Raw genomic sequence first — 13,793 nt, forward strand, 5'->3', positions numbered from 1 at the left:
TCACGTTGGGAAGTTGGCTTCAAGCAGGGGGATCAGGCGCTCCAGGGCCACGCCCCGGCTGGCCTTGAGCAACAGTTGATCACCTGGGCTGAGCCATTGCAGCAGCGGGTCGAGGGCCTGCTCGGGCGTGGCCACCCGAACCTGCCTGGGAAGGTTGGCTGCACCGCGCTCCATGGCCTCGCCGTCGTCCCCATCATCGACGATCACCAGGCCATCGAGGCCCAGTTCGGCGGCCAGCGCTCCGATCTCCTGGTGCAGGGCGAGGCTGTGGGCGCCGAGTTCGCGCATCGTTCCCAGCACGGCGAAGCGGCGTCCTCTCTGGCCGGCCAGCAGGTGCAGGGCGGCCACCACCGCTTCAGGTGAGGCGTTGTAGGTCTCATCGAGCAGGGTGATCCCGGCGATATGCAGGCGCCCGCTGCGCCCGCCTGGCAAGGACGGGCTCAGGTGTCGCAGAGCTACCGGAGGAACGCCCAGGTGGTCTGCCACCGCCAGGGCCAGCAGCAGATTGCGGGCGTTGTGCGCCCCCTCCAGCGGCAGGTCGTAGGTCTCGCCGTTGCAGACCAGGCCTGCCGGGGTGAGGGCACCTGTCCAGTCGGCAGGGGGCAGGGCGGCGGTGCCAGTGGCCTGGGCTGGCGGGTCACCAGCAAGGGCCACACGCCGCACAGCACCGCTCCACGACTGGGCGAGAGCCTGCTCAAGCAGGGGATCGCCGGCCGGGATCACCACCAGCCCACCGGGCCGCATCGCCGCGGTGATTTCGCACTTCGCCCGCGAGATCGCCTCACGGCTGCCCAGCCTGCCGATGTGGGCGCTGCCGATGTTGGTGATCACCACCACATCGGGTTCAGCGCAGCGGGAGAGCCGCTCGATTTCACCGAGCCCGCGCATGCCCATCTCCAGCACCACGGCGCGATGCTCCGCCCCAGCTCGCAGCAGGGTGGCCGGCACTCCCACATCATTGTTCTCGTTGCCGCGGCTGGCCAGCACCGGCCCAAGTGGTTCCAGGGCAGCCCGCAACAGTTCGCGGGTGGTGGTTTTGCCGGCCGAACCGGTCACCGCCAGCACGGGGATGGCCAGACTCCGCCGCCAGAGGCAGGCCAGCTGCTGGTAGGCCACCAGGGTGTCGTCAACGACCCAGGCCAGCAGTCCGGCCGGCAGCTTCTGGAGCTGGCGCCGCTCCACCAGGGCGGCCTGGGCCCCAAGCCGCTGCGCCTCGACCAGGAAGGTGTGGCCATCGAAGCGATCCCCCACCAGGGGAACAAAGCAATGGCCGACTGCCAGGCTGCGGCTGTCGGTGCAGACCGGCCCCAGCTCGGCTTCGAGGTTGGGCCGCTCCACGCCGATCGGAGCACCCCAGAGGCTTTCGAGCTCACCTAGCCGCATCGCTTTCGGTCGTTTCAGGTGTTTCGAGCATGATCATGCCTTGTCCCACAAGGGCGGTTCGTCCCAGGCTTCGCCCCTCTGGGTCGCCCAGTTCCAGCCTGTCGTAGCCCAGGTCCATGGATCGTTCGAGCCAGAGTTCCGCCCGTTGCCGGCGCTGCTCGCCAGAGAGGCTGGTGAACCCTTCGTTGAGCGCAAGCTCCAGCCTCCCCGCAGCGGGCCACGGCTTCGCTGTGACGATCAGTCCCTGGGGGTCGAGATCGGCCAGCAGGGCCAGCAGCGGATCGATCTTCAAGGCAGCTGGGGGCGAGATCAGCGGCTGCGCCGATTGCTCAGCGGTCTGGCCGGTGGTCTGTTCAGTGGTCTGCTCGGCGTCTGGATTGGTCGGACCCGACGGGTTGATGAGGTCAGATGGGTTGTTCAGGCCGGATCGACGGCTGTCAGAGGGCCCAGCATCAGCTTCTGACTCGGCTGCTGCTGCCGTCTGTGGAGCCGGTAGCGGCTGGACCAGAGGCTCGATGGAGCCCCCCGGTCGTGCGATCCGCAGCACCAGCACCGTGGCGCACATCAGCAGGAGCAGCACCAACGGCCAGAACCAGGCGGCGAGGCGCCGGGGCCAGAGGCCCGGCATGGCCAGATCACCTTCAGCGTTGCGCCGCCAGATCTCCTGGGCTTTGAGGCGAAGGCTGGCCCCGACAGCCCGCAAATCCCTGGCCAGCAAGGACCAGGGGTTGCGATAGGGCGCCGGCAGGTCACGGCCACTGCGATCCGGACCTCGGTCCATCGTTTGCTCAGCCAGGCCCACGGCGCAGCAACTGGGCCAGGGGGTTCCTGGCTGGCGGGTTGGTTGCCGGAGGGCTGCCCAGCAGACTCGGATCGTCGGATTGGCCCCGGGAGAGCTCCTCGATCTCGGCCGCTGACGGGGTTGCTTCTTTCACGCCGCGCACGTCCTTGTACAGGGCGTCGTAGGCCAGGGCGGAACGCTGCCAGCTGCTGTCGAAGGCCATGGCCCGCTGCTGCAGCTCCTGCCAGCTTTGGGGATGCCGCCAGGCTTCCCAGGCCCGCACAATCGCGGTGTAGAAATCGATCGGCTCGTAACGATCGAAGCAGAAGCCGGTGCCGCTGTGCCCGGCCGGGGAGTGTGGAGTCACGGTGTCCACCAGCCCCCCGACGTTGCGGACCACCGGGATGCAGCCGTAGCGCATCGCCAACAGCTGGCTGATTCCGCAGGGTTCAAAGCGGCTGGGCATCAGGAACACGTCGGCGCCGGCGTAGATCAGCCGCGCCAGCAGGTCGTCGTAGGTGAGGAAGACGGAAAAACGGCCTGGGTGGCGGGAGGCCATCTGCCACAGGCCCGCTTCGTAGCCGCGATCACCGGTGCCCAGCACGACGATCTGGCTGTCGGTGTAGGCCAGGACGCGCTCCGCCACCTGTAGCAGCAGATCCACGCCCTTCTGGTCGACCAGGCGGGTGACCATCCCCATCAAGAAGCTGCCGGGATTGGCGCTCAGGCCCATCCGCTCCTGCAGGATCGCCTTGTTGCCCGCCCGGGGGGCGAGGTTACTGGCCGAAAAACGGGCCGGCAGGGTGCTGTCGCTGGCGGGATCCCAGTCCTTGGTGTCGATGCCGTTGAGGATGCCCCGCAACTTGCCGCTCAGGAAGTTCAGCAAGCCATCGAGTCCTTCGCCGTAGTCCGGTGTGCGGATCTCCTGGGCATAGGTGGGCGAGACGGCATTGATCCGGTCGGCATAGATCAGAGCCACCGCCATGGTGCTGTCCCCCTGCATGTACCAGGGGCACCAGGTCATGCGCTCCAGCTTCCAACGCCAGGGCCCCTGGTATTGCAGGTTGTGGATCGTGAAGACGGTGCTGATCTCCGGGTCCTGGTGCATCCAGGCAGGCAACATGCCTGTGTGCCAGTCATGGCAGTGCAGCACCTCTGGCTTCCAGTGGTTCCAGCAGAATTCGGCGCTGGCGTTGGCGAAGAAGGTGAAGCGCCAATCTTCGTCGTCGCCGCCGTAGATGCGCTCTGGATTGAAGACCGGATGGCCGACCAGATAAAGCGGCAAGCCGTGGCTGGGGTGGCGCGTTTCGTAGATCGCAAAGTCGTTGTCCATGGCCCGACCGCGCCAGATGGGCTCTGGCGGGATCGGCAACTGGCTCCAGAGTTTGCCGTAGCCCGGCAGGATCAACCGGACGTCATGGCCGAGGGCGGCGAGGGCTGGCGGCAGGGCGCCCACCACATCGCCCATGCCCCCGACCTTGACCATCGGAGCGCACTCGGCGGCGGCGAACAGCACGCGCATGGGAGGTTGCTCAGGTGGGCCGAACTCTACGGGGAGCCTTACGCGCAGCCAGCGGTCTTGTCAGGGCAGGACCGTCACCATCGTTCCCACCTCAACCAACTGGAAGAGGTCTTGCACATTCTCATCGAGCAGGCGCACGCAACCGTGGGACACGGCCTGGCCGACGCTGACCCGCTGGGGGGTTCCATGGAAACCGACGGTGACGCAGCCCTTCACCTCCAGGTGTTGCTGGCCGTTGAAACCACTGCGTCCCTGGCAATCCCGCAAAAACCCGATCCAGCGGCTGCCCAGGGGGTTGTTCGGTCCCGCCGGTACCACCTGGCCGGTGGCCGGGTGCTCCCACTCAGGGTTGGCACGCATTTCGATCACCTCAAAGCGACCGAGGGGCGTTTCCCAGCCGGGCATTCCCACGGCCACCGGAAAGCGGCGCAGTTCCCGACCGTTTTCAAGGACCAACAGCTGGCGCTGGGCGCGGAAGAGCACCAGGGAGCTGGTGGGCGCTGGGCTGGGTAGGGCTGGGCTAGGAGTGAGCGGGCTCGACGGGGCGGGGCTGGACAAGGTCCATTTCAGTCGGCTGGCAGCTTCTGCAGAAGCCGGTGCAACGACAAGCAAACCGCAGGTGAGCAGGGAGGCGAACCGGGCGGCCAGCACAGAAACAATCAAATCCGGTAGGTCTTGAGATTAATCAATCCCTGGTCTCCTGGGAATGTCCACCAGCTGACGTTGCCTCAGGGCAGCCAGGCTTGATCGGAGAAATCCGGATCCCTTTTTTGCAGAAAGGCATCGCGACCCTCCTGGGCTTCGGCTGTTCGGTAGAAGAGATGGGTGGCCTGACCGGCCAGTTCCTGCAAGCCCGCCATGCCGTCGGTTTCGGCATTGAAAGCGGCCTTGAGGCAGCGGATCGCCGTTGGGCTCTGGCGCAGCACGTCGCGGGCCCAGCGCACCCCTTCGGCCTCCAGCTCGGCCAGCGGCACCACCGCGTTAACCAGACCCATGGCCAGCGCCTCCTCGGCGTTGTACTGGCGGCCAAGGAACCAGATCTCCCGGGCCTTGCGCTGCCCCACCACGCGGGCCAGATAACTCGCCCCGAAGCCGCCGTCGAAGCTGCCCACCCGCGGGCCGCTCTGGCCGAAGACGGCGTTCTCGGCCGCCAGGCTGAGGTCACAGAGCAGGTGCAGCACCTGGCCGCCACCGATCGCGTAGCCAGCCACCAGGGCAATCACCACCTTCGGCAGTGATCGGATCAATCGCTGCAGATCCAGCACGTTGAGGCGGGGCAGGCCGGAGCTATCGAGATAGCCGCCATCGCCGCGCACGCTCTGGTCACCGCCGGAGCAGAAGGCGTAGCCGCCATCGGCGGCCGGCCCAGCACCGGTGAACAGCACCACACCGATGGCTGGGTTGTCGCGCACGCGCGAGAAAGCGTCGCAGAGCTCCTGAACGGTGCGGGGGCGGAAGGCGTTGCGCTTGGCCGGGCGGTTGATCGTGATCCGGGCGATGCCGGCCTGCCGGCTCAGCTCAAACAGGATGTCCTCGTAGTCGCCTGCCGGCAGCCACTCCTCGCACTGGCGACCCGTGCTGGATGGGGCCGGGTTGGGATCGGCGCTCATCGGGCCTGAAGCAAGGTCGCCCTCATTCTGTGGCGTGACCGCCACTGGCTCGCAACAGTTCTCGCAGCTGGGCATCGGCCCGGCGATCGGTGCGCAGCTCCAGCAGGGCGAGCTGTTCTCCCTCACTCCAGTGCAGGGCTGCCGCCAGGTCGTCGAGCCGCTCCACCCGCCGGGATGGCACGCCATGGGCCGCCGCCAGGGCCCGGTGATCAAGGCGCTGGGGCATGGCGAACAGGCGCTCAAAATCGACGGTGCCTGTTTCGGGCTTGGTGCGAATCGGCAATTGCTCGAAGATGCCGCCGCCGCCGTTATCGATCAACACCACGGTGAGTTGCCCCGTCAACTGCTGACCCCACAACCAGCCGGTGCTGTCATGCAGCAAGGCCAGGTCGCCACAGACCAAGACCAGTTGTCCCAGGCTCTCGGCCAGTCCAGCCGCCAGCGACAGGGTGCCGTCGATGCCGGAGGCGCCGCGGAAGCCATAGAAGGGCCGGGCTGGGCCCCTTGGATCGGCAAAGCTCTCCCAGTCGCGCACGGGGCTGCTGCTGGCCAGCATCACCGGCCGATCGGCCGGCAGCAGCAGGCTCAGGGCCCGGGCCAGGGCTGGTTCGCTCGGCGCTCCGCTGGCCGGCAGGTTGTGATCAAGCAGCGCCTGGCAGGTGGCCTCCCGCTGCCGCCAGCGCTGCTGCAGGGCCGTGCTGGCTGGGGCGGGCTGCCCTCGCCAGATGGCGTCGCTCTGGCTCTGGCACCAGTGGGCCAAGCCCAGTCCATCGCTTGATGTCGCCGTTCCCAGCGGATCCTGGTTGCGGGGATCGGCTTCGCAGATCAGCAGCTGATGGCCCCCCAAGCCAGCCAACCACTGCTGAAGGCGCCTGCTGGAGGGCGTGGGACCGAGGCGCAGCACCTGGGCGGCCGCCAGTTCTAACGGCGCCGCCTCCAGCAACAGGTCGTAGCCCGCGAAGCAGACCAGATCCGATTGGCCCCGCAGCCCGGAGAGCCCGTCAGCCAGCAGGGGCCAGCCACTGCGCTGCTGCCAGTGGCGCAGGGCGGCAAGGAACGCCGGCCAATCAGCCGGCGTTCCGCGCCACGGTCCGGCCACGATTAGTCCAGGTTGATCGGGATCCAGGCCGGACAGCGCCGAATCCAGGCCCGTTAGCGCGCCATCCGGCCTGGCCACGACTTCTGCCGAGGAAGCAGCTGGCAGCCAGAGGGCGGCCAGGCGCTGCAGGGTGCCGGCGTCGGCGTGCAGGGGTTCTTCGAACGGAAGGTTGAGATGGACCGGTCCGGCTGGATAGCCCAGGGCGGATCGCCAGGCACGCTCGGCCATCGCTTCGAGGGCTGCCGCTCCCATGGCCGCCAGGCCGGTGGCCTCGGCTTCGCCGACCCAGCGACAGCTGGGCCGCAGGAAGTCTTCCTGGTTGACGGTCTGGTTGGCGCCGCATCCCTTGCGGTGAGCGGGTCGGTCGGCGCTCAGAAGCAACAGAGGGATCGCGCCGTGGTCAGCTTCCACCACCGCTGGCAGCAGGTTGGCGACGGCGGTGCCCGACGTGGTGATCACGGCCGCTGGGACTCCATCGGCCCGGCTCAGCCCGAGTGCGAAGAAGGCGGCGGAGCGTTCATCGATGCCGGTCTGCAGGCTCAGGCGCGGACCCGCCAGCATCCCGGCCGCCACAGCCAGGGCTGCAGACCGGCTGCCGGGACAGAGCACCAGGCGCCGCAGTCCAAGCCGCTGCAGGCCTTGCAGCAGGATCAGAGAAGCCTCAAGGTTCCCGGCTGCGCTCACCCTGGCCCGCACCTGTTCAGGATGGGGTGATCATGCCCACTTGCGGGGCTTTCCTCCGGTTCGGACCCTGAAATGAGCGCCCCAGCACCGGACCTCGCCCCAGCGCCTGCTCCTGCCACTGGCCCAGGGGGCCAACCGAACACCCGGCCCTGGCTTGGCCTTTTGCTCTGGGTTCTGCTGGCGGTGACGCTGCGCTGGGCGGTGATCGAACCCCGCTGGATTCCCTCGGGCTCGATGCTGCCGACCCTGCAGCTGAACGATCGGATCCTGGTGGAGAAGGTTCGGCCCCATCTGCCAGCCCCCCTGCCGGTAGGAACCATCGTGGTATTCAGGCCGCCAGACCCCTTGCTCGAAGCCGGCTACGACCCCAAAGCCGCCCTCATCAAGCGGGTGGTCGGCGGGGCAGGTGATCGGATCGAAGTGCGTGGCGGCGCGTTGATCCGCAATGGGACCCCCGTAGTTGAGACCTGGCGCCAGGTGCCGATCGCTTACGACCTACCGCCGCTGGTGGTGCCCCCGGGACATCTGATGGTCTTGGGGGACAACCGCAATGCCAGCCTCGATTCCCACCTCTGGGGTCCGCTTCCTGCTGATCACGTGATCGGCACGGCCGTGTTGCGCTACTGGCCCCTCAACCAGCTCGGACCGATACGGTTCTCACCCCTGCCGGCAGGAGGGGAGGCCGACGGCCTGCGGTAGGGTGAAAGCCGTGATGCAGAGCACACCGGAGATGTTCAACCCGGAGTTCCTGACCACTGACAGTGAAGCGATCAACAGTAATTTGTTGATTCAGTATTTGCAGGAACAATCCCCGGACGTGCTGCAGCGGGTAGCCCGTTCGGCCAGTGGCGATATCCAAGACATCATCCGCCACAACGTGCAAGGCCTGCTTGGGATGATCCCCAGCGAGCAGTTCGAGGTGAAGATTCAAGCCAGCCGGGATAATCTGGCTGGATTGCTCGCTTCGGCGATGATGACCGGTTACTTCCTGCGCCAAATGGAGCAGCGGATGGAGCTCGAAACCACCCTGTTCGGCGAAGGGGGCAGTGATGCCGATCCCGGCGAACTGAAGCTCTGAGGGGCTGGTCCTAGTTCTGAACAGACCTGGGGATGATTCTCCAGCGCAGCAAGTTGTTGTCCAGGCCAGCTAAGAACCGCCAGGACCCTTCCGAGCAGGCCCAATCACGTGTTTCGAGTTCGCCAGCAAAGTTACAGAGATCTTGGCTGGTGCAGTGGACCGGGGCCGTGTAGTGGGCGGGAATGATCCAGGCCAGGGAGTCGATCCCCGCCAGCTCACGGATCCAGCCCAACAGAAGCTCCTTGGATCGGGGAAAGACCAGCCTCTCCAGCACTGGGGCGATCTGCAGATGGGGTTGGCCCCCGCGAAGCAACGCCTCGAAGTCGGCCTCCCAGCCAGGCAGCCAGCGAAACGGATAGATCCCGAAATAAGCCTCGGCCTGCCGTACGCCGACTCGGCAGGACAGAGCCAACGCCTCTGCCAAAGGCAAAACCTGTAGGAACTCCGGCCGGAAATAGGACGCGAACAGGACCATGCGCCACCAGCCCCGTCGCCGCCGTTCGGCTGTGTCCTGGAGTTGTTCATCACCCCTCTCCCGTGCGTGAAACAGCAGGGGCCTTGGATCAGCGTCAAACAGCTGCGGTGGATCAGGGGCAATAGCCACGAGCGCATCGGTTACGAGCAGGGCGCCACTGCTGCGGTGGAACACGGCAACCTCCAAGAAGGTGCCGATGCCCAAATTCACAGGACCCAGGGGGTGCCAGGACAGTGCATCGCCATGGGGCACGCCGTCCTCAAATAACACCCGTGTGCGATCCGCCGGGAAACCCAGCCAGTCCAGGGGCAAAGAGAGTGGGAAGCTCCACTGCTTGGGACTGACCCAGACCTGGGCACGGGGGAAAGCCCTGGCCATGGCCGGTACCGGCAGCTTGTGCTCCAGCCCGGAGCTGGTCGGCAGCACGATCGTGACCACCGGACCGTGGCGAGCCTCAAGGCTCCGAAGTTCCTGGATCACTTCAGCGGTGGCAGCAACCGGGGCGTAGAGGAGCAGGCCTTCGCGCAGCCGCACCACCGTCATCCGGATCGGCACGGCCACATAGAACAGCCCCTGCAGCTGCTCGAAACCCCACACCAGGCCTGGAACCAGCTCCCGCACCAAGGTGCGCCGTCGGCCGTAGGGATAAAGCGGCAGCAGAGGCCACCAGGGCCAGCGCTGGTCGGCGACCGCATCACTCACTTGCCATCACTCACGCTGTTCTCACTCGCCCTGACTGAAACCACTGACGAAATGCTTGAGGCCCGCGAGGAGTAAGGCCGCTGGGCCATTCAGTCATGGGGGAGATCGTCAGCCCAACGCAACGTTGCTGTGAGATGAAGAGATTGTGCGACCCTATCAAAAAGCCCCCTCCAGGGAGGGGGCTAAATGGTGGCAGTGAACACCTGAGAAAGCCGGCAAAAGGCCTGAACGAATAACGGATCAGCCGATCAGAGCCACGGGCCTGGATTCGCTCAGGGCCAGATCAAGCGGGAAGTTGTGGGCGTTGCGTTCGTGCATCACCTCGAAACCGAGGTTGGCGCGGTTGAGCACGTCGGCCCAGGTGTTCAACACCCGGCCCTGGGAATCGAGCACCGACTGGTTGAAGTTGAAGCCGTTGAGGTTGAAGGCCATCGTGCTGACGCCCAGGGACGTGAACCAGATCCCCACCACCGGCCAGGCGGCGAGCAGGAAGTGCAGGCTGCGGCTGTTGTTGAAGGAGGCGTACTGGAAGATCAGGCGGCCGAAATAACCGTGGGCCGCCACGATGTTGTAGGTCTCCTCTTCCTGGCCGAACTTGTAGCCGTAATTCAGGCTCTCGCTTTCGGTGGTTTCCCGTACCAGCGAACTGGTGACAAGCGAACCGTGCATGGCCGAGAACAGCGAACCGCCAAACACACCGATCACACCGAGCATGTGAAAGGGGTGCATCAGGATGTTGTGCTCCGCCTGGAAGACCAGCATGAAGTTGAAGGTGCCTGAGATGCCAAGGGGCATGGCGTCAGAAAACGAACCCTGGCCGAAGGGATAGATCAGGAAGACGGCGAAGGCGGCCGAAAGCGGCGCGCTGTAGGCGACAAAGATCCAGGGACGCATGCCCAGCCGGTAGCTGAGCTCCCACTGACGGCCCATGTAGGCCGAAATACCGATCAGGAAGTGGAAAATGATCAGCTGGTAAGGACCGCCGTTGTAAAGCCACTCATCGAGGCTGGCGGCTTCCCAGATCGGGTAGAAGTGCAGGCCGATGGCGTTACTGGAGGGAACGACAGCACCGGAGATGATGTTGTTGCCGTACATCAAAGAGCCCGCCACAGGCTCACGGATGCCGTCGATGTCGACAGGCGGCGCGGCAATGAAAGCAATGATGAAGCAGCTCGTGGCTGCCAGGAGGCAGGGAATCATCAGCACACCGAACCAGCCCACGTAGAGGCGGTTGTCGGTGGAGGTGACCCACTGACAGAACCTTTCCCAAGAGGCGGAACGTCCGCTGCGAACAGCCGTTGTCATTGGAGGAATGAGGACGAAGATGAATGACAGGCTAGTCATCAAGACTTTGGCCTCTGGGATCACTCCATGATTCGTGTCGCCTGGAAAATAATGTTCATGAACATGTTCATCAAGTGTTCATGAAGATGGATGAATCAAGCCGGTAGCTGGCGCTGATCCAGGCCTGGACTGTTTCCCCTGGAGCCAGGACCGGAGAGCACCCAGTCCTTGGCCTGGCGCAGGAACGCCGGCCAATCGAGTTGTTCTGCTGCTGCAGCTTTGGCCACGAGCAGGGGGGCCTGCAGGCGCAGCTGCTGAAGATCGGCCTGGGGCACGCCGCTGCTGAGGGCCAGCACATCGGCCATCGCGTGGGCCACCACCCGGGTGAGGTAGGCGGCACTGAGCGCCTGGAGCGCGCCGCTCACCAACCAGGTGGAAGCCTCCAGTCGCATCAAGGCCATCAAACCCTGGCTGCTCCACTCGGCGACGCCCAGGGCCAGGGCGGCCTTGGCCAGCTCCATGGCGGCGTCGCGCAGTTGATCGGCATCCCAGGGGCAGTTCCAGAGGCGGGCCATCTCCCGCAGCATCAGGCCGTTGGCAGCGGCCAGCACCAACAGATCCAGGCTGGGCAGCGGGGCGATGAGCACGGCGCCTGCCACGGTCCACTGGGTGCGCTGCAGCAGCGGCCGCAAGGCTTGCCGCCGCAGAGCCTCAAGTTCGGTTTGCCAGGCGTCATGCAGCGAGGCAAGGCAGCGCCGGTCGGTGTCGATCAGGCGCTGCCGCCCACCGCCATGCAGCACGGGTTGGAGTGGCGCGGTTGCTTGGCCCAGTCCCTCGGCCTCGCCCTGCCAGAACAGCAGCCGCTCGCCCAAAGGCTCGGGCAGTTGGGAGCGGAGTTCTAGCTCCAGGTCTTGGAGGGATTGCGCCGCCGACGGCTGGGCGTCCACCAGCAACCAGACCGCTTGCTGCTGCGGCAGGCTGCCCAGCCAGCGCAGGTCGGCGCCCCGCAGGGGTGGCGTCAGGCCGTAGAGCAGCAGGTCGCACTGCTCAAGGGCTTGGGGCCACTGCCAGTCGGGGCTGGTGGAGGGAAGGGGATGGCCCCAGTGCAGGGTCAGGGGCAGGGCGCCGCGCAGGGCTGCCAGCAGGGCCGGTTGCATCGAAGCGGGCGGCGGGGTTAACCCCACCACGCCCAGCTCGAGATTGGTCCGTTGCTGCCGCTGCCGCAGCAGCTCCAGCTGCTGGATGCGCTTCTCCTGGGCCAGGGCTCTGGCCTCGCCGGTCAGCCCGCCTGCAACGGCCAGCTTGTCGAACTGAAGCAGCAGGGCGTCACAGCGGCTGTACCAGCCCTCCAGGGATGTCGGCAATTTGGGGCTGACAGGACGCCGTGGGCGGCTCAACCACCACCAGCCCCCTGTCATCGCCGCTGCGGCGAGGGCGGTGGGCAGGGGCAAATGCAGGGCGTCGCCGAGAACCCAGCCTCCCGCCAACAGCGCCCCGGCTGGAAGAGCCAGGCGGCGCAGCCCAGTGGCCGCGATCGGCAGCCAGGGGATACCCCTGGGATCAGGGACCATGGGATTGGGCAAAGGGATTGGGCAAAACAGTCGGGCAGCGGCGCCGGTGGCGGCTCCGGCTGAGGTGAGCATCTCTAGCTCAGCTCAACCAATCATCCCAGAGCCTCCATAAATTAGATGGGAAGCCTCCGCTGGAAACGTCATCCCGTCCCAAGCCGCTCGGGCCGCCCTCGGCAGTGACAACCGGGGGCCCGTTCAGAGGGTTCTGCTGATCGCCCTGGCGGTGAACATCGCCATGAGTCTGCTGAAACTGGCGGTCGGCCTGCTGAGCGGCTCCCTGGCCCTGCTGGCCGATGCGATGCACAGCGCCACCGATGGCCTCTCCAGCCTGTTGGGTCTGATCGCCAACGGTCTGTCCGATCCCAGGCCAGACCGTGACCATCCTTACGGACACCATAAATATGAAGGCGTCGGTGCCTTGGCGATCGCGGCATTCATCCTGTTTGCCGCCTTCGAAATCCTCCAAACCGCAGCCCAACGCCTGATCAATGGCATTGGTCCGCTGCGCATCACCCCCGTTGAGCTGGGCCTGGTTCTGCTGGCGCTCTGCGGCAATCTGGCGCTGGCGTTCTACGAACGACGGGAGGGTCAGCGGCTACAGAGCCGTCTGCTGCTGGCCGATGCCATGCACACCACCAGCGACATCTGGACCACCGCGATGGTGTTGGTCGGCCTCAGTGGCGCGCTCTGGCTGGGTCTGAACTGGCTGGATCTGGCGGTGGCGGTCCCATTGGCCCTGCTGCTTGTGCGGGCCTGCTGGCAGGTGTTGCGCAGCAACTTGCCCTGGCTGGTGGATCAGATCGCCATCGCGCCAGAAGCGATCCACTCGGTGGCTATGGCGGTGCCAGGAGTGCTCAACTGCCATGACATCGCCAGCCGAGGCGTGATTGGTCAGCAGGTGTTCATCGACATGCACATGGTGGTGGCGGCCAACGATCTACCCACCGCCCATCGGGTCACGGAACTGGTCGAAGAGCACCTGGAGGCTCGCTTCGGCCCGGTGCGCTGCACCATTCACCTCGAGCCCAGGGAATATGCCAGTGCCGAGATCACCTTCCGTGGCACCCATGGTTGAGCTGACGCGGGAGCTGGGCCTGTCTCTGACGCTCCGGCAGGCTGACCTGCTGGAATCTCAGTGGCAGCAGCAACAGCAGCAACAGCATTGGCATGGCCAGCTGCCGGTATTGGTGCTGAATCGCTGTTGGTTGCGGCTCGCTGTTGTGCCACTCGAAACCCTGACCACGGTTCTGCCCCCAGACAGCACGGCGGCAGCTCCGGAGTTGGTGCGCTTCCGGACCCTGCGGCAGCAAGGGGTGGAGTCTGTACTGGCGGAATCACTGTGTTGGCAGGAATTTGGCCAACAGGCCTGCCAACAAGCCCTGCAGCGTTATTGGCAGGCCCAGGACGACGGCCGTCACGGTTGGACGCTGGCTGACTACCTGGCCTTCCTGGCCACCTATCGAGGGCTGTTTGAGCGTCCGGGCGATCGGCCCTTGCCCCTGCTGGTGCTCGCGCGCGGGCGGCCGAGGGAGTCACACCAGCTGCACTGGATGGCCGGGAGAGGGAACGCCTGATGGGGCAAACTTGCCCTGGATTGAAGGGCT

Annotated in this window: 13 protein-coding genes; 4 read left to right on the plus strand and 9 right to left on the minus strand. The window is 65.9% G+C overall.

What is annotated here, in order from left to right:
• From murF to menD, 6 genes are all read right to left on the minus strand, one after another.
• Positions 1-1,383, minus strand: coding sequence for a UDP-N-acetylmuramoyl-tripeptide--D-alanyl-D-alanine ligase (gene murF / locus BM449_RS13305; RefSeq protein ID WP_071801623.1), 1,383 nt, complete (start codon positions 1,381-1,383; stop codon positions 1-3).
• Entirely contained in the window at positions 1,370-2,164 is a 795-nt protein-coding gene (locus tag BM449_RS13310) for a hypothetical protein (RefSeq protein ID WP_145537081.1), read from the minus strand. The genes murF and BM449_RS13310 overlap by 14 nt, the downstream gene beginning before the upstream one ends.
• A gap of 7 nt (positions 2,165-2,171) precedes the next feature.
• A complete protein-coding gene (glgA, locus tag BM449_RS13315) occupies positions 2,172-3,686 on the minus strand; it encodes a glycogen synthase GlgA (RefSeq protein WP_071801625.1) in 1,515 nt (504 codons plus the stop codon).
• A gap of 60 nt (positions 3,687-3,746) precedes the next feature.
• Entirely contained in the window at positions 3,747-4,244 is a 498-nt protein-coding gene (locus BM449_RS13320) for a L,D-transpeptidase (protein WP_233830797.1), read from the minus strand.
• A gap of 170 nt (positions 4,245-4,414) precedes the next feature.
• Positions 4,415-5,296: a 1,4-dihydroxy-2-naphthoyl-CoA synthase gene (gene menB / locus BM449_RS13325; RefSeq protein ID WP_071801626.1), complete on the minus strand. Its 882-nt coding sequence runs from the start codon at positions 5,294-5,296 to the stop codon at positions 4,415-4,417.
• Positions 5,297-5,318: 22 nt separating this feature from the next.
• Positions 5,319-7,079 (minus strand): 2-succinyl-5-enolpyruvyl-6-hydroxy-3-cyclohexene-1-carboxylic-acid synthase, encoded by a 1,761-nt coding sequence (gene menD, locus BM449_RS13330; protein WP_233830801.1) that lies wholly within the window; start codon positions 7,077-7,079, stop codon positions 5,319-5,321.
• Between the two features lie 72 nt (positions 7,080-7,151).
• Here menD and lepB point away from each other — a divergent pair, with 72 nt between their 5' ends.
• Positions 7,152-7,778: a signal peptidase I gene (gene lepB / locus BM449_RS13335; protein ID WP_071801627.1), complete on the plus strand. Its 627-nt coding sequence runs from the start codon at positions 7,152-7,154 to the stop codon at positions 7,776-7,778.
• Between the two features lie 31 nt (positions 7,779-7,809).
• Positions 7,810-8,157: a DUF760 domain-containing protein gene (locus BM449_RS13340; RefSeq protein WP_071802301.1), complete on the plus strand. Its 348-nt coding sequence runs from the start codon at positions 7,810-7,812 to the stop codon at positions 8,155-8,157.
• 10 nt (positions 8,158-8,167) lie between these two features.
• On the opposite strand, the gene BM449_RS13345 is transcribed toward BM449_RS13340, so the two are convergent.
• From BM449_RS13345 to BM449_RS13355, 3 genes are all read right to left on the minus strand, one after another.
• A complete protein-coding gene (locus tag BM449_RS13345; protein WP_071801628.1) occupies positions 8,168-9,334 on the minus strand; it encodes a DUF4336 domain-containing protein in 1,167 nt (388 codons plus the stop codon).
• A gap of 240 nt (positions 9,335-9,574) precedes the next feature.
• Positions 9,575-10,639: a photosystem II q(b) protein gene (psbA, locus tag BM449_RS13350; protein ID WP_071801629.1), complete on the minus strand. Its 1,065-nt coding sequence runs from the start codon at positions 10,637-10,639 to the stop codon at positions 9,575-9,577.
• A gap of 134 nt (positions 10,640-10,773) precedes the next feature.
• A complete protein-coding gene (locus BM449_RS13355; RefSeq protein WP_083544683.1) occupies positions 10,774-12,189 on the minus strand; it encodes a YcjF family protein in 1,416 nt (471 codons plus the stop codon).
• A 142-nt stretch (positions 12,190-12,331) separates the two neighbouring features.
• On the opposite strand from BM449_RS13355, the gene BM449_RS13360 reads away from it, so the two are divergent.
• The gene (locus BM449_RS13360; RefSeq protein WP_071801631.1) at positions 12,332-13,264 is read left to right on the plus strand and encodes a cation diffusion facilitator family transporter; all 933 of its coding nucleotides are present in this window, start codon (positions 12,332-12,334) and stop codon (positions 13,262-13,264) included.
• Complete coding sequence (locus tag BM449_RS13365) at positions 13,257-13,763, plus strand: hypothetical protein (RefSeq protein ID WP_071801632.1); 507 nt, start codon at positions 13,257-13,259, stop codon at positions 13,761-13,763. Before BM449_RS13360 ends, BM449_RS13365 begins: the two co-directional genes overlap by 8 nt.
• The last annotated feature ends 30 nt before the right edge of the window (positions 13,764-13,793 follow it).

It is taken from the genome of Synechococcus sp. SynAce01 (assembly GCF_001885215.1).
Taxonomy (GTDB): Bacteria; Cyanobacteriota; Cyanobacteriia; order PCC-6307; family Cyanobiaceae; genus Regnicoccus; species Regnicoccus frigidus.